The 19,030-nt window shown below is 37.9% G+C and carries 17 protein-coding genes and 6 pseudogenes; 15 read left to right on the forward strand and 8 right to left on the reverse strand.

Going from position 1 to position 19,030, the window contains the following annotated elements:
- Positions 1–30: 30 nt before the first annotated feature.
- Both HFP47_RS10335 and HFP47_RS10340 read left to right on the forward strand, forming a co-directional pair.
- Positions 31–609 carry a DNA-binding protein gene (locus HFP47_RS10335; RefSeq protein WP_179876414.1) on the forward strand — a complete coding sequence of 193 codons (579 nt, stop codon included), beginning with the start codon at positions 31–33 and terminating at the stop codon, positions 607–609.
- Positions 610–722: 113 nt separating this feature from the next.
- Positions 723–983 carry a transposase gene (locus HFP47_RS10340; protein WP_216988134.1) on the forward strand — a complete coding sequence of 87 codons (261 nt, stop codon included), beginning with the start codon at positions 723–725 and terminating at the stop codon, positions 981–983.
- On the opposite strand, the gene HFP47_RS10345 is transcribed toward HFP47_RS10340, so the two are convergent.
- A complete protein-coding gene (locus tag HFP47_RS10345; protein ID WP_179876415.1) occupies positions 980–1,192 on the reverse strand; it encodes a transposase in 213 nt (70 codons plus the stop codon). The genes HFP47_RS10340 and HFP47_RS10345 overlap by 4 nt on opposite strands.
- A 568-nt stretch (positions 1,193–1,760) precedes the next feature.
- On the opposite strand from HFP47_RS10345, the pseudogene fucP reads away from it, so the two are divergent.
- From fucP to HFP47_RS10375, 6 genes and pseudogenes are all read left to right on the forward strand, one after another.
- Positions 1,761–3,112 (forward strand): annotated as a pseudogene (gene fucP / locus HFP47_RS10350) (L-fucose:H+ symporter permease).
- A complete protein-coding gene (locus HFP47_RS10355; protein WP_179876416.1) occupies positions 3,075–4,094 on the forward strand; it encodes a DUF4432 family protein in 1,020 nt (339 codons plus the stop codon). The pseudogene fucP and the gene HFP47_RS10355 overlap by 38 nt, the downstream one beginning before the upstream one ends.
- A 1-nt stretch (position 4,095) precedes the next feature.
- The gene (gene rbsK / locus HFP47_RS10360) at positions 4,096–5,022 is read left to right on the forward strand and encodes a ribokinase (protein WP_135400478.1); all 927 of its coding nucleotides are present in this window, start codon (positions 4,096–4,098) and stop codon (positions 5,020–5,022) included.
- A complete protein-coding gene (locus HFP47_RS10365) occupies positions 5,019–6,209 on the forward strand; it encodes a phosphopentomutase (protein WP_179876417.1) in 1,191 nt (396 codons plus the stop codon). Before rbsK ends, HFP47_RS10365 begins: the two co-directional genes overlap by 4 nt.
- Positions 6,206–6,913 (forward strand): purine-nucleoside phosphorylase, encoded by a 708-nt coding sequence (deoD, locus tag HFP47_RS10370; protein ID WP_077283322.1) that lies wholly within the window; start codon positions 6,206–6,208, stop codon positions 6,911–6,913. The genes HFP47_RS10365 and deoD overlap by 4 nt, the downstream gene beginning before the upstream one ends.
- A 655-nt stretch (positions 6,914–7,568) precedes the next feature.
- Entirely contained in the window at positions 7,569–8,159 is a 591-nt protein-coding gene (locus HFP47_RS10375) for a site-specific integrase (RefSeq protein WP_015062909.1), read from the forward strand.
- A gap of 170 nt (positions 8,160–8,329) precedes the next feature.
- On the opposite strand, the pseudogene HFP47_RS10380 reads toward HFP47_RS10375, so the two are convergent.
- The 4 genes and pseudogenes from HFP47_RS10380 to HFP47_RS10395 all read right to left on the reverse strand — a co-directional run bounded on the left by HFP47_RS10380 (position 8,330) and on the right by HFP47_RS10395 (position 11,738).
- Positions 8,330–9,020: pseudogene (locus HFP47_RS10380) on the reverse strand (Crp/Fnr family transcriptional regulator).
- 16 nt (positions 9,021–9,036) lie between these two features.
- Positions 9,037–9,587 (reverse strand): annotated as a pseudogene (locus tag HFP47_RS10385) (DNA starvation/stationary phase protection protein).
- A 1-nt stretch (position 9,588) separates the two neighbouring features.
- Complete coding sequence (locus HFP47_RS10390; protein ID WP_004909683.1) at positions 9,589–9,825, reverse strand: heavy-metal-associated domain-containing protein; 237 nt, start codon at positions 9,823–9,825, stop codon at positions 9,589–9,591.
- A 63-nt stretch (positions 9,826–9,888) separates the two neighbouring features.
- A pseudogene (locus HFP47_RS10395) lies at positions 9,889–11,738 on the reverse strand (heavy metal translocating P-type ATPase).
- A gap of 245 nt (positions 11,739–11,983) precedes the next feature.
- On the opposite strand from HFP47_RS10395, the gene HFP47_RS10400 reads away from it, so the two are divergent.
- Complete coding sequence (locus HFP47_RS10400; RefSeq protein ID WP_179876418.1) at positions 11,984–13,222, forward strand: ISL3-like element IS1165 family transposase; 1,239 nt, start codon at positions 11,984–11,986, stop codon at positions 13,220–13,222.
- Between the two features lie 175 nt (positions 13,223–13,397).
- Here HFP47_RS10400 and HFP47_RS10405 read toward each other — a convergent pair.
- The 3 genes and pseudogenes from HFP47_RS10405 to HFP47_RS10835 all read right to left on the reverse strand — a co-directional run.
- A pseudogene (locus HFP47_RS10405) lies at positions 13,398–13,751 on the reverse strand (asparagine synthetase B); the annotation flags it as partial.
- 11 nt (positions 13,752–13,762) lie between these two features.
- On the reverse strand, positions 13,763–14,341 hold the full coding sequence (locus HFP47_RS10830; protein ID WP_257229768.1) for a hypothetical protein: 579 nt from the start codon (positions 14,339–14,341) through the stop codon (positions 13,763–13,765).
- Positions 14,342–14,346: 5 nt separating this feature from the next.
- Positions 14,347–14,763 (reverse strand): metallophosphoesterase, encoded by a 417-nt coding sequence (locus tag HFP47_RS10835; RefSeq protein WP_257229769.1) that lies wholly within the window; start codon positions 14,761–14,763, stop codon positions 14,347–14,349.
- 711 nt (positions 14,764–15,474) lie between these two features.
- Here HFP47_RS10835 and HFP47_RS10415 point away from each other — a divergent pair.
- From HFP47_RS10415 to HFP47_RS10425, 6 genes and pseudogenes are all read left to right on the forward strand, one after another.
- Positions 15,475–15,951: an IS3 family transposase gene (locus HFP47_RS10415; protein ID WP_179876419.1), complete on the forward strand. Its 477-nt coding sequence runs from the start codon at positions 15,475–15,477 to the stop codon at positions 15,949–15,951.
- Positions 15,952–16,194: 243 nt separating this feature from the next.
- Positions 16,195–16,335 carry a hypothetical protein gene (locus tag HFP47_RS10985; RefSeq protein ID WP_257229770.1) on the forward strand — a complete coding sequence of 47 codons (141 nt, stop codon included), beginning with the start codon at positions 16,195–16,197 and terminating at the stop codon, positions 16,333–16,335.
- Positions 16,319–16,684, forward strand: coding sequence for a plasmid recombination protein (locus HFP47_RS10990; protein WP_257229771.1), 366 nt, complete (start codon positions 16,319–16,321; stop codon positions 16,682–16,684). The genes HFP47_RS10985 and HFP47_RS10990 overlap by 17 nt, the downstream gene beginning before the upstream one ends.
- 5 nt (positions 16,685–16,689) lie before the next feature.
- Positions 16,690–17,286, forward strand: coding sequence for a hypothetical protein (locus HFP47_RS10995; RefSeq protein ID WP_257229772.1), 597 nt, complete (start codon positions 16,690–16,692; stop codon positions 17,284–17,286).
- A gap of 8 nt (positions 17,287–17,294) precedes the next feature.
- On the forward strand, positions 17,295–17,453 hold the full coding sequence (locus tag HFP47_RS11000; RefSeq protein ID WP_257229773.1) for a hypothetical protein: 159 nt from the start codon (positions 17,295–17,297) through the stop codon (positions 17,451–17,453).
- Positions 17,454–17,917: 464 nt separating this feature from the next.
- A pseudogene (locus HFP47_RS10425) lies at positions 17,918–19,030 on the forward strand (RepB family plasmid replication initiator protein); the annotation flags it as partial.

The following is a 19,030-nucleotide window of genomic DNA, read 5'->3' on the forward strand; positions in this document are numbered from 1 at the left end:
TACCAATCGTTAAAAGGCAGGATATAGATCATGAGTGAAAATTTAAAAACAATTCGAGAACTTGCTGATGAGTTAGGAGTTAGTAAGACTGCAATTAACAAAAAAGTTTCGGATAGCGAACGAAAACAATGGTTTTCAAAAAACGGAAACCGGTTTTTGGTTAACGAAAACGGACAAAAGGCTATAAGAACAATGTTTTCGTCTGGAATCGACAACCATAAATCGAAAACCGAAAACACATATCAACAACCAGAATCAAAAACCGAAAACTTTGAAAACGCCAACCTAAAATATCCAGATATTAACTACTTAAATGACATTATTAAGTATCAGAATGCACAAATAGAAGATTTAAAAGAAACTAAATCACAACACTTTAAGCAATTGAACCAAATGCAAAATTTATTAGACCAACAACAACGGCTAGCCTTACAGGACAAACAACTGCTCGAAGAATACAAGGCAGAAATTAAGGACTTGAAAGCCTTAACGATGGCACCGCATGATGATGGTGAAAAAGAAGTGACGTCAGACAAACAACCGGAACCTGAAAATAGCACCCCGGAGTCACAACCTAAACCTAAAAAGTGGTGGCGTTTTGGTAAATAGTTACAACTAAAAAAGAAAAGAAGACTAGTTAAATGGCGGAATGCTCTTATGCTAGATTTACGGACAGATTTTCTTCTGCCCTGTAAACTAATAGCATAGGAGCATTTTTTAATATGATTCGATACAAAAAAGAATTTAAGCAGTCTCTTGTTGAGATGCACAATCAAGGCCGTTCATATACTGATCTATCCGCTGAATACGGACCTTCGGTCGACTCAATCCGTAACTGGGTCAAGTTGTACGCGGTCCACGAAGTGGACGGCAAAAAATGGACGCAAGCTGATGTAAACGCATTACAAAAGGAAAACGACAAACTTCGCGAAGAACTTGAGATTTTAAAACGAGCCACGGTGTTACTTTCGAAGTACAACTAACGCAAAATAGCGAGGCGCTTCTCTAGTTGCTTGACGTCCTTTAACGTCTTTGACTGACCCTTGATCATGATTGGGGTAGCTTGTTTAGCCCAAATAGCAATAGAATCTTTCGACGGACCAAATTCTTCTGCTAATGATTTAAGTGAACGGTCTTCTTGGTGAAGTTTAACCAATGAATCTTTGAAATCTTGTGAATAACGAATTGACATAAAAATACGCCTATACTTTCATTTTACGGACTGAATAAAAATAGTCCATTTTTTTAGTATAAGAGCAACACTCTTGAAAAGAAAAAATAACAACGAATCCAATAAATGAGTTGAAAAGACAGATTTAATTTATGATGAACTAAATCTGTCTTTTTTTAAATCTATAATTAGCTGAAAAACGAACGTTTAAAAATATAAGTTGAAAATTGTTCAAAAATAAAGAAGAATTTTTCTATTATAATGTAAATTAATGCACAAAGCTGTCTTAATAGAGATGTGGCTTTTTTTAATGTCAATATTTGGGTGTGCCAATCGTTTATTAACAAGATAATATAATGATAATGAAAGGGTTAATAAGTTAGATATCATCGTTATTATTCCCGTAAATATGAGGAAATGAACAATAGCATGTCAACACTTTGTGAAAAAAATATGCAATCATGATCGGCTCGTCAGGAACATCAGTGCGATGAATTGCGAACAAATGTTTGTGAAGACAATTATTGTCATTGTACGCTCTCAAAAGATCAACTATGCTATGTAAATAGTGACATTGGAGGAGAAAATAATGACAATATTTAAAACAAAAGCAGTTGTTCAGGCAGATGGCTACCTGAATAAAACACCACCTTTTCAGTTTCTTTTACTATCACTCATGTTTCCATTATGGGGGCTGCAGCTAGCTTGAACGATATTTTAATTACGCAATTTAAAGCAGTGTTTACGCTGTCAAATGTTGCCAGCGCATTTGTACAAAGTGCATTTTACTTTGGCTATTTTGTACTGGCTATTCCAGCCAGTCGCGTGATTCAAAGAACGAGTTATAAAATTTCAATTTTAATTGGGCTCGGGCTGTATATGGCTGGGTCGCTATTGTTCTTTCCAGCCAGTCAAATGGGTACATATAGCGTATTTTTAATTGCAATATTTGTTTTGGCAACAGGGTTGAGTTTTTTGGAAACTAGCGCTAATACCTATTCTAGTTTATTAGGTCCTAAGCAACACGCCACTCTGAGACTCAATATTTCGCAAACATTTTATCCTGTGGGATCAATTATAGGTATTATATTGGGAAAATATCTTATTTTTGGCAATGGGAAAAGCTTGGCGCAACAGATGGCAGGAATGAACGCCAGCGAAAAGCTCTCATTTGGCCACAAAGCTTTGGCACATACATTACTGCCTTATCAATATTTGCTTGTGGTGTTAGGTGCTGCCTTTATCATCTTGGTTTTGACACAATACCCAAAGAAAAGGCAGCAATCACTAACTGTTGGGCAACCAAATGCAAAGCTTCTGGACACACTCAAGTACTTATGGCAAAACAAGCCTTTTAAAAAAGGTATTTTGGTTGAATTTTTCTATGTTGGTATGCAAACAGCGGTTTGGAGCTTTACAATTCGACTTGCTTTGACGTTGAATAGCCATTTTAATGAACGATATGCTAGTAATTTTATGATTTATGCTTACGTTGCTTTCTTTGTTGGTAAATTTATTGCCAACTTGTTAATACCAAAATTTGGTGCAGGTCATGTTCTTCTGTCGTATGGTGTGATGGGTATTGTGGTGTTGCTCTACGTCACATTGGTACATGATATTTCAGCATTATATGCTTTAGTGCTAGTGAGTGGCTTGTTTGGACCGGGTTGGGCAACTATTTATTCGGAAACGATTAAGACGGTTCAGGTGCCAACTCATCGTGAGACAGCCGGTGCTATTTTGGTTATGAGTATTGTTGGCGGCGCCATTTTACCAGTGATACAGGGTGCTGTCGCCGATCTGACGGATATGTCTACAAGTTTCAGTATTGATTTAATCGCTTTTGCCGTTGTCGCTTGGTTTGCCAAGACAATGGTACAGCAAGAAAGAGAGGCACAACAGCATGACACAAAGAATCAATTTGCCGGAGAAGTTATTTGATAAAACACCTTATAACATTTATCAAGATGAACATTTTACGGTGACGACCATGCAATATGATACAGGCGTTGCCGGTTTGAAAATAAGTAATAATCGTGGCTACATTGTGATACTACCTTTTCAAGGTTTCATGATTTGGGATGCCGTTTTTGATCAATTATCTCTGAAAATGGCATCGGCATTTGATAAACCTTATTTAGGAACGCAGGTGACTGATACGTATGGTATGTTTCAATTTACATCCGGCGTTTTAGCCAGCGGTACGCCTAGTGAGACAGATCAGCACCCATTACATGGTGAATATCCAATGACCAAAATTGACCATATTTATTTAGAATTTGACCAAGATAATATCATAATTGGCGGCGAGTATGAGTATGTAAAAGGATTTGGATATCATTATCGAACCCATAATACTGTTATCATGCACGCAGCTTCAGCATTGATAGATATTGGATTAAAAGTGACTAATCTCAGCAACTATCAAACTATGCCGTTGCAATATTTGAATCATCTCAATTATTGCTATGTTAATGGCGCCACGATGTCAGCTAACGTACCAGAGAATGCACTGAAATTAAGACGATCAATTCCAGCCCATGTCAAGCCGACAGCCAACTGGCGGGCATTTAACAGAGAACTGCAAACAAGTGGTGAAGTCATTGAGGTGCTAGATGATGGTAGTCGTTTTGACCCAGAAATTGTCTACATGTCAACAGATTTGCGTCCGTTTGTTGACCGAGCTGTTTTTAAAATGTCACTACCAGATGGACCAACATGTGTTACAGCATTTAGCACGAAGGAATTACCGTTTGTTACGAGATGGTTGTTACACAATCCTGATCAACAAGTAGCGGCATTTGCCATTCCAGGTACGAGTCACCCAGATGGGTATAACGCTGCTAGTCAAGCAGGTACTTTGATTCATCTTGCGGCTGGTGAAACACAGTCATTTACGGTTACGACTGGAATTGGAGAATAATATGGTAAAAGATATTGATGTATTAGTCATTGGGTCAAATGTAATGGATTTAATCAGTTATGTTGATCGTTTACCTCATAAAGGCGAGACAGTTGAAGCACCAAGCTTTGAAATGGGATTTGGCGGTAAAGGTGCTAACCAAGCAGTAGCTGCCAGTCGATTGGGCGCTCGGGTTGCAATGCTAACGTGTGTTGGCAATGATGGCTTTGGCGTAAAAACACGTGCCAATTTTGTGGCCAACCATATTGACATCAGTGGTGTATTAACAGGAAATCAGAGTAACGGCGTGGCACCGATTTTTGTCGAAAGTAACGGTGACAACCGTATCTTGGTTGTGCAGGGTGCAAACACTGAACTCACACCAGAAGTATTGTTGGATAAAATCGACTTGATAAAACGGGCAAAGGTTATTGTGCTGCAACAAGAGGTGCCCATGCCAACTAATATTAAGGCCATTCATTTGGCTAAAAAATATAATATTCCGATTATATATAACCCTGCACCGGCGCACAAATTACCGTTAGACGTTTTGCAAATGATTGATTATCTGATTCCTAATGAATCTGAACTTGCTGCTATTACCAATATGCCAGTGTCAACAGTTCAGGAAACCAAATCTGCGGCGCGACGTTTGTTTTCATTTGGCGTGGCAAATGTCATTGTGACAATGGGTGAACGTGGTGCGCTTTGGATAACGGCAGGCCAGAAAGAAACATTAGTTGATGGTCAAGATGTTAATGCCATTGATACTACCGGTGCAGGTGATGCGTTTGTCGGTTCGTTTGCACATTATTTTGCTCAAGGTGAGTCACTTGACGCAGCAATTGCTCAAGCTAATGCCTATGCTGCGCTGTCTGTCATGGCGCGTGGTACGCAAAAATCTTATCCCAATATATGCAGTCACGTGACAAAAGAGGTTCACGCATGAAGCCTTTTAAACGGATTATGGTCATTGTTTTGGATTCGGTGGGTGCTGGCGCGGCACCTGATGCAGCTAGCTTTAATGATGTTGGTTCTGATACGATTGGGCATGTTGCACATGTGTATCATGGTCGGCTTCATTTGCCAAATTTACAAGCAATGGGATTGGCAAATTTGCATCATGGTGGTCTTGAGGGTGTTAGCGTCGAAAGTCAACCCATTGGTGATTTTGGTACCATGCAAGAAGTATCAGCAGGCAAAGATAGCATGGATGGTCATTGGGAAATGATGGGCTTACCAGTTAAGCAACCCTTAGCGACATTTCCAAATGGCTTTCCAGATGAGCTGGTAAGCAAGATTTCTGAATTTGCAAATCGGAAAATCTTGTTGAATCGCCCCTATTCGGGAACAGAAGCGCTAAGGGACTATGGCGCTGAACAGATTGTGACTGGGGGACTGATTGTTTACACATCTGGAGACTCGGTGTTACAAATTGCAGCGCATGAAAACGTTGTGCCGGTAGCTGAGCTGTACCGAATTTGTGAATATGTACGTACTTTAGTAAATCAGCCGCCCTATCAAATCGGGCGTGTAATCGCTAGACCGTTTGTGGGTCATGATGCAGGTGATTTTAAACGGACTGCCAATCGTCGTGATTTTTCTCTTAAACCCACTGGGGAAACGGTATTAACAAAGTTACAAAAAATGAGTGTACCTGTGGTTGGCATTGGTAAAGTTCAAGATATTTTTTCCGGTGAGGGAATTGGTACGGCTTATCATAATGAAAGCAATGACAACGGCATGGTTCATTTGCAGCATGTGATGGACACGACACCTAATGGTTTTGTGTTTACTAATTTAGTCGATTTTGATGCTATGTACGGGCATCGCAGAGATCCGATTGGTTTTGGACATGCTTTGATGGCATTTGATCAAGAACTTGGTGATGTGTTAGGCAAGATGAATCGGGATGATCTTATTATGGTTACAGCGGATCATGGCAATGATCCAACTTTTCATGGTACTGATCATACACGTGAAGTGGTACCATTGTTGAGCTATTCACCAAGACTGATTCAATGCGGGAAAACGTTAGGCAGACGCCGAACATTTGCTGATCTTGGGGCAACGGTTTTGGAAAATTTCGGTGGGCAGCTAGATAATGGCACAAGTTTTTTAGGAGAATTACAATGAGTACACATATTGATGCAAAACAAGGTGACATTGCAGAAGTCGTCTTGTTGCCGGGCGATCCCTTACGGGCAAAGTTTATCGCTGAAAATTTTTTGGCAAATGTCACCCAATACAACACGGTTCGTAACATGTTTGGATATACAGGTACTTATCAAGGCGTGCGGGTTAGCGTGCAAGGTTCTGGCATGGGAATTCCGTCATTATCAATTTATGCCACAGAGCTTATTCAAGATTTTGGGGTCAAAAAAATAATTCGTGTCGGCACAGCTGGCGGATTGTTACCTGAGTTAGAAATTGGGGATGTCTTGTTAGCAGAAGGGGCGTCAACAGATTCCAATGTCTTACAAGCCACTTTTGGACAATCAATTGCTTTTGCACCTTTAGCTAATTTTGATTTGTTGTGTCAAGCGCATCAATCTGCTAAACAACTTGATATTCCTGTGCGTGTTGGTAATATTTTTGCTGCTGATCGTTTTTATAATGATGAAATTGATAATCATAAATTGGCGCAGTATGGTGTTATGGCTGTCGAAATGGAGTCAGCTGGGTTATTCTTGATTGGCGCTAAATATCATGTTCAAACACTCAGTATTTTGACGGTGAGTGACAATTTAGTGACTCAAAAGTACGCTGATGCTAAAATGCGCGAGACTGCATTTCAGGATATGATGCGTTTGGCTCTGGCAACAGCTGTTGTAGTTTAATTTTGCTACTAAATTAGTGATGCATTTGTTGCCAAATGTCATCACTAATCAATTGAGTGCAATCAGTGTGCTAAATATCTTTTTGTTTGTTTCATTTAATGTTGCTTCCGTTATCCGCCCATTACTTTTGAACCAAGTGATATAGGATTTGATTAACCCAGAAGAAATATAGACATTAACGAGATATTTCTGCTGTTCATTTTGTATATTAAGTGAATCATTTAGTGACACTAATAATAATTCTTCCAGTCGCTGCACTAATTTGTAATGCGCATTGTTCAAACAAAGCTGACGGAATCCAACAAAGTTGCTTTTTAAAATACGTCATAACCTACCACCATAAAGCAGTCCAATTAATTTATTGACTTCTAAGTAAAATACCAGGAGTTTTGCTATGAGTTAACTATGATCCTAGGTGGTCACTAAAAAATTCCCTAATTTAGGGTCTATAATTATATAATCGCCCTAGGAAAGACTATTAAAACAGCCCCCATTATCTAACAGTTAGATAATGGGGGCTGTTTTTTTGTTAAGTGATATAATAAACCATAAAAGAAGTTTAGAAATACGGTCCTGGTCATCAATAAATAAATAAATAAACAATTAAATTATTTATTTATTTAATTATTTAATTTCAGAAAGGTATATATGAATCATGGCGCAACAAATTGTCCTACCCATCAAAGACTCCAACGTTTTAAAGATGGTACAAGACACCCTACTAGATAGTTTTCGTGCTGGCCGCCGTAACTACACCATCTTTCAAGTTGGCAAAGCCACCCTGCTACGGGTGAGTGATGTCATGACGTTAAAGAAATCAGATATCTATAATCCAGATGGCTCTGTTAAAAATACGGCTTTTATTCATGATAAAAAGACGGGTAAAGCAAACACGTTATATCTAAAGCCTGTCCAGCAAGACTTGCTACACTATCATGATTGGCTGGTACAAGAAAACATCAATTCTGAGTGGTTATTTCCCTCGACAGCCCATCATGATCGCCATATCACCGAGAAACAGTTTTATAAAGTGATGGCGCGTGTTGGTGATCTACTAGGTATCAACTATTTAGGCACGCACACCATGCGTAAAACAGGCGCTTATCGTGTCTATACACAGTCAAATTACAATATTGGTTTAGTCATGCACTTATTGAATCACTCAAGCGAAGCCATGACACTGACTTACCTTGGTTTAGATCAAGCTAGTCGCGAGACGATGTTAGATCAAATTGATTTTGGATAATTACATCAAAAGCATACTGAATAATTGGACTATTTTTATTCAGTTACTTAGTGATAATTGAGATGCGATTGCGATTATAAAAATTGATATATCAACCAATGGCTGCTTGGACTTCAATTAATGTTTGGTATGCATTCAAATCAATATCCTTATTTTAAGTATAAATCGACTTAACTTGATACAAATAATAATTCATCTAAATCAAATATCTCAACACATTTTTGGGTATGCCGTTTAATTAGACCTCTCTCTTCCAATGATGAGAACTTACGGCTTATTGTTTCTGGAGTTGTCCCCAGGTAAGTAGCCAAATCTTTTTTGACATGGGTAAAGTCACATAAGTATGGTTTTTTCATCTTCAACATTTTCTGATAGAAAATCAATAATTCGAGCTTCAACAGGTTCAATACTGACTTGCACAGTTTGTTTTTCTGATAACTGTAGCCGTTTTGTAATATCCGATAATATTCGTCGCATGATTTCTGGATAGAGATCTAAATATTGATCTAAATCCTTTTTATGAATCCTACAAATACTTGTTTCCGATATTGCTTCAGCATAATTCGAATGATAACCTTCAGTCTGTAAAACAGCAACTTCCCCCATAAAATCACCCGGATGTAGGATACGTATGGTTTGCTCACGACCAGACTCACTTAGGCTATAAATACGTACACGTCCATTGTTTATGATATATAATGTGTCATCTTTATCACCAAACCTAAATAATAGCTCATTCTTTACGTATTGTACTTCATTCGCTGATTGAGCAATTAGATGCATTTGTTCATCATTGAGATGATTGAAAATCGGCACTAAACGTATACAATCTACATGACTATGATGATTATGGTATGCCATACCGTTTTCCTCCTAATTAATCGTTATCTATATAGTCATCGTCTTCTAAGGCATCCTTATTAATAAATGATTGAAGTTTCCAAATATTTACGTCTAAATAAGCTTTATAACTAATTAGTGAATCTTCCAAAGCATCATTTCCTTCTTCTTGTGCTAAGCGAATTGCACGGATAGTAAATTCACGATTAGATCTAAAATCTTCTACTATCTGTAGGACCATCTCATCAGCAGTGTAATATTTTCCGAAGAATCTTCAGAAATCGTTGTAAATTCTTGAAATTCAGTAGTTGTTGATGCTGGCTTAAATCCTGAAGCTAGTAAACGTTCTGCAATTTTATCAAACCATGCCTCATTCTCGTTATATAAATTTTCAAAAACATTATGCAATGCATAGAAATTTTTGCCTTTTACATACCAATGATATTGATGCAATTTTACATGTAATGTATGAATATTAGCAAGTATATGATCTGTAACAGCTGCAGAATTAATCTTAGTATGATGAATGTGTTCTTTATATGCTTGTTCGGCAGCTAATTTTTCTTGCCTTTCATTTACCGTTGTCATTTTATGCACCTTCCTTTACTTTTGAACTAATTACTGGGTATCCTAAGTCTTCAATTGCTTTTTCAATTGTATTCAAATTGACCTGATTTTCATCAAAATCCACTTTTACCTTACTCGCATTGAAAAGTACTTTTACAGAATCTTTTTTTACACCAGCAGTCTGTTTTAAACCACGTTCGATTTTTTGTAAACATGATGGACAAGTTAATGTTTCTAATTTTAATGTTGCTTTAGTCATATCTATCACTCCTTTAAATAAATTATATAGGCCATTCTTTTTAAGATACTTGATATAGATCAATTATCTTAATTGATAACCTCTTAATCTCATTGCATTTAAAATAACTACTAAAATACTGGCCTCATGAACCAACATCCCAATTGACATAGACATCCATTCACTAAATATTAAACTAACCAATAGTATTATCACGACGCCAACAGCAATTAGAATATTTTGTCGCATATTCGCATATGTTCCTTTTGCTAGGCCTAAAGCATGAGGAAGGCGGTTAAAGTTAGAATTCATTAAAACAATATCTGAACTTTCAATTGCGACATCTGTTCCATTCCCCATAGCTATACCTACCTCTGCAGTAGCCAGAGAGGGACTGTCATTAACGCCGTCACCGATAAAAACGACTATTTCACCTGAGTCCTGTCGTCTTTTTAGAAATGCTTGCTTGTCCTCTGGTAGCATATCACCATGGGCTTCGGTTAAACCTAGTTCCTTTTTAACTGAATTAACTGTACCTTGGTTATCACCTGATAATACAATGAGATTTTTAATACCAAGTGATTTTAATTTTTGTAAGTCCTGTTTAACACCTGGTCGAACTTTGTCGCGGATACCCATTAACATGATTAACTTATGATCAACTGCCGTTAATACAATTGAATTACCGGTTCTTTCTAATTTATTCAATTTTTTAAGAACATCATCAGATAGCGGTATACTTTCTTGTTTCATTAAGGTTTTATTTCCTACTGAAACAACGTGCCCATCTACGTGAGCAATTACGCCCCCACCTTTTACAACCTGTGTATTTTCTATAGGCCTTACTTTATATTGTGCTAATTTATTTGCAATAGCGACAGCTAATGGATGATCAGACTCACTTTCAACTGAAAGCAATAGAGATAAATCCTCCTCCTGATTATTTCCATAATGAATAATATCGCTCACTTCAGGCTTTCCTTCAGTTAAGGTACCTGTTTTATCGAATAACACTGTATCTGCATTGGCAAAATGACTAATCACTTCAGAACCTTTAAATAAAATACCATTTTTTGCGCCATTTCCTATCCCCGCAACATTTGAAACAGGTACACCAATTACCAAGGCTCCTGGGCAACCAAGTACTAATACAGTAATCGCAAGTTCTGTATCTTTGGTTAATACCCAAACCAACAGCCCAATTGTAAGTACTGCAGGTGTATACCAGCGAGAAAACTGGTCAATGAATCGTTCTGCTTCTGATTTAGAATCCTGTGCTTCTTCTACCAACTCAATAATTTTTCCAAATGTAGAATCTTCCCCTACTCTATCAGCCACTATTTGAATAGTACCATTGTCCATAATAGTACCGGCAAATACTTCATCGTCTTTTTCTTTCTTTAAAGGTAAAGATTCACCTGTGATATTAGCCTCATTTACATATCCTTTTCCAGTAGTTACCCTACCATCTACGGGAATCTTGGCACCAGTCTTTACTAGGAGAATATCCCCTTCTTCTACTTCATCAATATCTACTTCTGCAAATTGTCCCCCTGTCAATTGCTTAAAAGCAGTTTCTGGAGCCATTTCCGTCAACTCTTTAATAGCTGATCGTGTTTGGTTAAGTGTTCGTTGTTCTAAATATGATCCAAATAAAAATAAAAAAGTAACAATTGCTGATTCTTCATAATTTTGAATAAAGAGAGCACCAATGACCGCTATCGTTACTAAAATATCAATACTTACTACTTTTACTTTCATAGCCTGATAAGCCTGTAAAGAAATGGGGTAACGCCTAATATCGAAGCTATAATAAAAGCACTATTAGAAATTGTTGTATTGGCAAAAATAAAGTGTGCGATTAGTCCTAAAGCAATGAGTAAGCCACTGATACTAGTAATTTTATTTTTATGTTTAAGAATATTATGTTGCATATGATTTCTCCCTTAATTTTAGTTCAACTAGAGTGTATTAACTTTTGGGAGATATAAACTTGACGTCCATCAAGTTTATGAAATAGTTCTAAATAAGTAAAAATATTAGGGTCTAGAATTTTTGGTGTTGGAAAGTATTTCCATTCCAAAAGTACTAGGCCTTTTTGATAACAAAAAAAGGCATCTAAGCCTCCCTAGTGCTATGCTTTAAGCGACGAAACTCAAGATAAGCGGGGTAGGAATAGATGTCTCAACTAGATAATACACTTAAATTACTGGGAATTACAGACACAAACATTCAGGTGTTCGGTACTCGTGATGAATTTCATGGTCGGGGCTCGGGTCGCAAAAAGTATTTGGTCATCCAGGCAGAGCTTACCTACACACTCAGGCGCTGTCCCAGCTGTGGATACAATACGTTGCACCCTAACGGACACAAGCTCACTCATGTCCACATTGCAGGACCCATGGACCGGCCCGTAATTCTAGAGCTAAACAAGCAACGCTGGCGTTGTAGTAACTGCCATAGCACTTGTACGGCCACCACTCCAGTGGTAGCAACCAACCACGCCATCGGTCACGGACTAGCGACTCATGTGCTGAAGCTAGCCAGTAAATCACTCCCGGCTAAGACTATCGCCAGTCTCACCGGTATTTCGACAAACTCAGTTCAGCGTATTTTGACGGCTAATATTCATCCACACGCGAGCCGCCGGTTACCGATTAATCTATGCTTTGATGAATTCCGTTCCACGCACGGCTCCATGTCGTTTATTTGCATTGACGCCGACACTCACAAATCAGTTAAAGTACTTAGCGACCGCCTTAATAGAACCATCAAACAGTTCTTTCTTAGTCAGTACAGCACCGCAGAACGGGCCGCGGTTCAACGCGTCATCATGGACATGAACGCCTCCTATCAGGCATTCGTGCACGAACTATTCCCTAACGCCGAACTCATTATTGATCGGTTCCACATTATTCAATTAATGGGCTGGACGATGGATAACATTCGCACTCAATGTTTAAAGCAACTCGACAAGCATTCGCGGGAATATAAAGTACTGAAATCACTATGGCGCCTATTCCACAAGGCCAACCCTGACGCACAAAAGAGCCGCTACCTCTTCGGCCTGAATGAGTACTCGACCGAACAGAACGCTATTGATATTGGAACCGATACGTTTCCGGCCTTCAAAACAGCTTATGAAACCTACATCGATCTCCACGATGCTTTGATGGGGCGTCACGCTGATGAACTCAAGAATATCATCACTAACTATCAGCCTAACGGCACGCCCCTAGATACGGCCATGCATACCCTACGAAAGAATCTTAATGGAGTAATTAACGCCGCCAAATCGTCCTACTCTAACGGACCGATAGAGGGCATCAACCGTAAGATCAAGGAGCTCAAACGTGCTTGTTATGGCTTCTCCAATCAGGCCAATATGTTCACACGCGTCTACCAGCTGATTGCCTAGATTGTCTACCACAATAACGTCACGATGGTAGGCTTATTTGTTATGCCTTCAAGTACGATATTCAGACAACACACCAGATTAAACGCCGCAACTAATAAAACAACAAAAAAGATCTCCCACACGAGGAGATCTCCAAAGGATAGAAACTATCCTTCAACACCATTTGACAAACTTCCATTTTCTTAAGTAATTCTTCCATTCCCCACTCTTCAAAACCATGTAACAATACTTCTGTATCTGTTTCGGTAGTAAAAGTATGACCCTTGTTGATCAATTCTTCTCTAATACCTTGGTAGTTATAAATTTCTCCGTTAAAAATTACTGCTTTTGATTTATCTTCATTGTAAATAGGTTGCATACCACTGTTGATATCAATGATACTCAATCGACGAAATCCTAGCGCCGTATCCTCATTAACTAATTCCCCCGAACTATTTGGACCACGATGTTTGATCGTATCCATCATAGCTTCTATAACTGGCTTTTTGTCAGCAATCTTCTTGTCTACGAAACCGACGATACCGCACATATTAATTCTCCTTAAATTTCAAAACTTACGAATCTGGTTGCTGCACCATATCCAAATATTTGGAGCAACATTTTGTCGGGATTGATATTAATGAAATATCCAGCTAATTCGGAAATCTCATTATATCGGCGATCCCATTTTTTATTATAATCAGTCGTTAGGCCATGTTTTTTACCCATTAAGGCCGAACAATTTAATATTATATGATTAATTCCATTAACTTTGTAGTACTTTTCATAATGCATGTGTCCACAAATATAATTCGATATGGTCGAAATACCGGTATCAGTAAAGTTATAGCGAACATTAACTCCAAAATCACCGGATAATTCATTTTTAAGTTGTCCAGAATCCTTATTATTAAAGCTAGTAAAAATCTTCTGAACTAAGTCACCGTTGAAGTTCAAAGCTGAACGACCACTTTGACTGATCAAATTAGCATGACCAAAAACTACGACATGCTTATCAATTGTCTTTTCTAAAATAGATATTAAATCTTTGATCTGTTGCTCGCGGATACCACGGACTTTTTTGAAGTCGTACTTCTTGGTCCCGCCATTTAGGATATAGGGAATATCGCTCGTATTCAAGAAAATTACTCGAATATCCCTTTATCGATCCAAGCAACTTTGGAACCAAGACTCAAGCGTTTGATCTCAGGTTGTTCGAAATCATGTTTCGTTACCAAATTATAGTAGTCGTCACGTCTAAATGAGGCTGAAGTAATAAATTTGTGTTCATCATACTTATCATTTTCATCGTGATTACCTTCCAGCACATAAAAAGGACGCTGGCTATTTTGGTAATTTTCCATCGTGAATTGTAACAATCCTCGACTGATCTCTGGCTTATCACTACCGTCGATCAAATCGCCTAAATGAATATTGTAATCCACTGGCAATGAATCGCAAGCCTTATTGGCTTCAATAATATGCCTTACACCGTTGAGACCATAGTACGATGAACTGGCAACAGCTTTTTCATGAGTGTCCGTTAAAACCGATAAAGTCAAGCAATTTTGGCTAACGTTAGGTTCAACGTTCTTTCTGAAAACTTGCTCGATATATTCTGTAAAAAACGGTCTCGGCTTTAATTTTCTCAAAAAGTTATCAGTTTGAACAGAGATAAATTCAGATGGTCTCGGTCTAAAAATTTTTTAGTAAGAAATTTGATTTTCACGATTTTTATTCTCCTAATTGACTAAATCTTATCATGTTTTAGACTCATAATTATTGGATCAACAGTGATTTGAGATTCCTGATCAGTCTTCACCTTTTATTGGCCAATAATTATTTTTATCTGTAACAATTTCTGATCTTATATCAAAAGATCTCCCATTTTTTTGAGTATAACGGCAGTTTGCAGCACAACAACATTAGGTCATATTTTTTAAGGAGATAACATTTTGATAAAATAATCAACAATAATAGTCCACAGTACAATGCTCTTATACTAAAAAATGGACTATTTTTATTCAGTCCGTAAAATGAAAGTATAGGAGTATTTTTATGTCAATTCGTTATTCACAAGATTTTAAAGATTCACTGGTTAAACTTCACCAAGAAGGACGTTAACTTAAATCATTGGCAGAGGTATTTGGGCCTTCAAAAGATTCTATTGCTCTTTGGGTCAAGCAATTAGAAAAGCGTCTCGCTATTGTTGGAGGAAGAAAACAAAATTTTAAAGCGATCGGCCATCTTACTAGCCAAAAATAGTCCGTAAGGTGGGATTGCCGCTTGTTAACCAATTTTTAGCACAAGGCTACGCGCTTGTGCGTATTTTAAGTGCACTTAAAATCAAACCTAGTACCTATTACAACTGGCGCCATTGGCAGCCCAGTCGACAAGAAAAGCGTAGAGAATCCCTGAAACCTTATATTTTAGACGTTTGGAAAACCTTTAAATTTTATGGTTATCGTCGTATTGCTGCTTATAGTCAACAAACCGACGGGCCAAAAGTATCTGAGTATATGACACTCAAATTGATGCGTGAATTAGGGATTAAATCCCGCATGCAAAAACGTTATCGCAAGCCCAAAACTTTGGTGACTGTTGATCAAAAGCCCAATCTATTGACCCCTGAGCAGGTTAATCCGCCAAAATTTTATTATACACTTACATTTACCGATTATTTTAATGTGGTTAAGCTGACATCAGCTTGCCCCACGCGGGTAGCGTTCTGCATGACATGCTCTCACTGAAGGTGATCATGCAATGATAAATTGCCCCGTCATGGCGTGACCCGCCGGAGGTTTTACAAGCCGGATAATAGGCGCTGTAAAATAGCAGTTTCCCCAGTAGGAAGGGGAAACGCTACTGGCATCGCTTGTCGATGACACGCCTCGCAGAGCCTGTCCAAAATATTATTTTGGTATAACAGGCTATACCAGATTTTTAACGGTGTTATACTGGTCTTGGAAAACCTTTTTCGAGGAGGCATTTTGATGGCGCATTTAAAGAAAAATACCCGTGGCGCAGTCCCTGGTTTAGCGGTTCACTTTGAACGTAAACCGACCATCACACGAACAAAGAAATTGATGTGTCGAATCCTATCTGAATCAAGATCTGATGACAGATGGTTCTGATATGCTTTCACGCTTCAATGCGCGTTTAAATAACGTTTATTGCATGAAAAGAGACGATGTGAAGGCGTTAGCGACTTGGATAGTCACTTTACCCGAAGAAATCGCAGAAGCGCCCTACGAGCAACAGAGCGCCTTTTTTGAAGCAACCACTAATTTTCTGAATGCCCGTTATGGTCAAGAAAATGCCGTGGCCGCTGTCGTGCATTATGACGAGACAACCCCTCACTTGCACTATGCCTTTGTCCCCGTTGTTTTTGATGATAAAAATCACGTTATAAAGTATCCGCTAAAGAAGTACTCACACGCCATGATTTACAAACCTTTCATGAGGATCTGGATCAGGATTTAAAAAAGTTGCTGCCCTTTTATGAACAAGGGATTTTAAATAACAAAACCTTACCATTTGAGAATGTCGCTGAAATCAAAAAATACAATGATCAGTTTAACGCCTTAAAAAACGAACTAGCTGACGTTGAAGACAATATTAGGGCTAAACAGGCCGTACTTCAAATCACGGAGCAAGCCTTAACGGAAGTTGACTTAGCCGAAAAACAAATTGATGATTTTAAACAAGCCTTATCTAAAAACCTCTTTGGTAAGACGGTGCTGAAGCCAGATGACTTAGATCGCTTTAAAAACGTGTTAGCCACGATGAAGAAAGCCACCTTACAAAGCCAGCATGAGACGGAAGAACTCAAGCAAACGTTAGGACAAGTCAAAGCGCAATTAGATGACATTCAATCTGACTATCAAAACCTAACAGAAACACATCAAGCGCTTCAGCAGCGGCAGCGAGAACAGCAACAGCTAGATTATGCCATGAGAGACATGCTTAAAAATGATTATGGTGTCGACAAGCTATCGCATACTGATATGGAAGCTCGGTCTGTTCTTTATAAGCTGGATCATGAAGAGCTCACTCAAAATAAAAAGAGGCCCAGTCCTGGTTAAAAACACTTATGACAGCTAGAGCAGATCCAGATACGAAAATAGCGCCAACTAGATTAGATCGTGGTATCGAACAAGTTAAAGCATTAATTAATCGAATCATTGAATTAACGCGTGATATTTTAAAGGACCCAGTCTCTAACGTTATAACGGCTTATTTGCCTGTCTAAGCGTTTTTAGCCATGTGATGTAGAAAATATCATTGAACGAATTAAAACGTCTCTATTGGCGTAATAAGTGGCAATTATGATAGATAACTAGGGATTTATCCTTTAAATAATTCAAAAAAGAACACCCCGTACAAAATTTATGTACACTGTGTTCTTTTGTTTTGTTTTTTATTGAATCAATAAAAAGGCGAAGCCTATTATAAGTTTATCTTTTATATTTTAATCTTTTGTTCTTTTGCGTGGTTAGAAAGTGAGTATTTGCAAGGGTTACAGAGTTATACACCCACAAAATACTATGTATACACCCACAAAATACTATGTACACACCCACAAAATACTATGTACACACCCACTTTATTTATCTAAAAGTGGGTGTTTTTGGGTATAATAAAAGCATAAAGAAATTCCCGACTAAAAGTTTTCTTTATGCTTATCCAACAACACACCCAAAGGAGTGTATTTATATGACTATTATATCAGAATCAAAGACAAGGCAGGTGCAGACCTTGAATGAATTATCAAAAAGAAAAGTGGTCGAACACAATAGCTTAATCACATCCATTGCCAAAATGGATAAAACGCCGCTTAAAATGTTTGAATTAGCTGTTTCTTTAATTGATACAGAAAACCCACCTCAAGATCAGACGGTTTATTTATCAAAGCGAGAGTTATTTGCTTTTTTTAAAGTAGATGATAGTAACAAACACAGTCGATTTAAAGAGGCCGTGGAGAAAATGCAGAAACAAGCATTTTTTCAGATTAAAAAAGAACAAGATAAGGGGTTTAAATATATCAGTATCGTGCCAATTCCCTATGTAGAGTGGACTGATTATAGTGACGAAGTAAAAATTGAATTTCATCGGGAAATTATGCCTTACTTAATCAATTTGAAAACCAATTTTACACAACATGCTTTGTCTGATATATCTGCATTAAATAGCAAGTATGCCATTATTTATATCGTTGGTTATCAATGAATTACAATCAGTATGAGCATTACAGTGTTAAAGGTGGGCGCCGACAAGAGCAAGTGGAAAGTTACCGTAATCCCGAGATAAGTATGTATGATTTACGACAAGTGACAGATACGGTGAGTGAATATAAACGATTTGATCATTTTGAAAAAGGGTATTAAGTGAGCCTTAACTGAAATTACAAAACATACTACTTTCAATGTAACGTACGAAAAGATCAAAAAAGGCGCAGTATTGATAGTATTGTCTTTCACATTACTAGAAAACAAGTGGCAGATGATATTAGTTACAAGCTAGATGATCCCGTTTATATCGAGGGCAAGATCCGTCAAGAAGAAACAGAAGATATGTTGACTGTTAAGGCAATAAAAAGTCCCTATACAAAGTTACTTATGGAGCAGTTTTTATTGTCATATATTGATTTAACGGATACGACTATTTTGTCAGGGTTACAGAAAAATGTTTATCCACTCTATGACGAATTAAAAGAGTTACGTGGTTTAAAGGGCGTGAAAGAGCACTTAGCATATATCCGAGATAAACAAGATGACTATTCGAAAAAGAATATTGCTAAGTATCTTAAAAAATCGATTGAACAGTATC

The organism is Leuconostoc sp. DB-1, from assembly GCF_013414845.1.
Lineage (GTDB): Bacteria > Bacillota > Bacilli > Lactobacillales > Lactobacillaceae > Leuconostoc > Leuconostoc mesenteroides.

Bases quoted from the DNA above. Each gene is read 5' to 3' on its own strand.
- HFP47_RS10335 (WP_179876414.1), top strand. From the start codon at position 31: ATGAGTGAAAATTTAAAAACAATTCGAGAACTTGCTGATGAGTTAGGA.
- HFP47_RS10365 (WP_179876417.1), top strand. From the start codon at position 5,019: ATGAAGCCTTTTAAACGGATTATGGTCATTGTTTTGGATTCGGTGGGT.
- HFP47_RS10355 (WP_179876416.1), top strand. From the start codon at position 3,075: ATGACACAAAGAATCAATTTGCCGGAGAAGTTATTTGATAAAACACCT.
- rbsK (WP_135400478.1), top strand. From the start codon at position 4,096: ATGGTAAAAGATATTGATGTATTAGTCATTGGGTCAAATGTAATGGAT.
- HFP47_RS10340 (WP_216988134.1), top strand. From the start codon at position 723: ATGATTCGATACAAAAAAGAATTTAAGCAGTCTCTTGTTGAGATGCAC.
- HFP47_RS10985 (WP_257229770.1), top strand. From the start codon at position 16,195: ATGGCGCATTTAAAGAAAAATACCCGTGGCGCAGTCCCTGGTTTAGCG.
- HFP47_RS10390 (WP_004909683.1), bottom strand. From the start codon at position 9,825: ATGACTAAAGCAACATTAAAATTAGAAACATTAACTTGTCCATCATGT.
- HFP47_RS10400 (WP_179876418.1), top strand. From the start codon at position 11,984: ATGTCTCAACTAGATAATACACTTAAATTACTGGGAATTACAGACACA.
- HFP47_RS10990 (WP_257229771.1), top strand. From the start codon at position 16,319: ATGACAGATGGTTCTGATATGCTTTCACGCTTCAATGCGCGTTTAAAT.
- HFP47_RS11000 (WP_257229773.1), top strand. From the start codon at position 17,295: ATGACAGCTAGAGCAGATCCAGATACGAAAATAGCGCCAACTAGATTA.
- HFP47_RS10375 (WP_015062909.1), top strand. From the start codon at position 7,569: ATGGCGCAACAAATTGTCCTACCCATCAAAGACTCCAACGTTTTAAAG.
- HFP47_RS10345 (WP_179876415.1), bottom strand. From the start codon at position 1,192: ATGTCAATTCGTTATTCACAAGATTTCAAAGATTCATTGGTTAAACTT.
- deoD (WP_077283322.1), top strand. From the start codon at position 6,206: ATGAGTACACATATTGATGCAAAACAAGGTGACATTGCAGAAGTCGTC.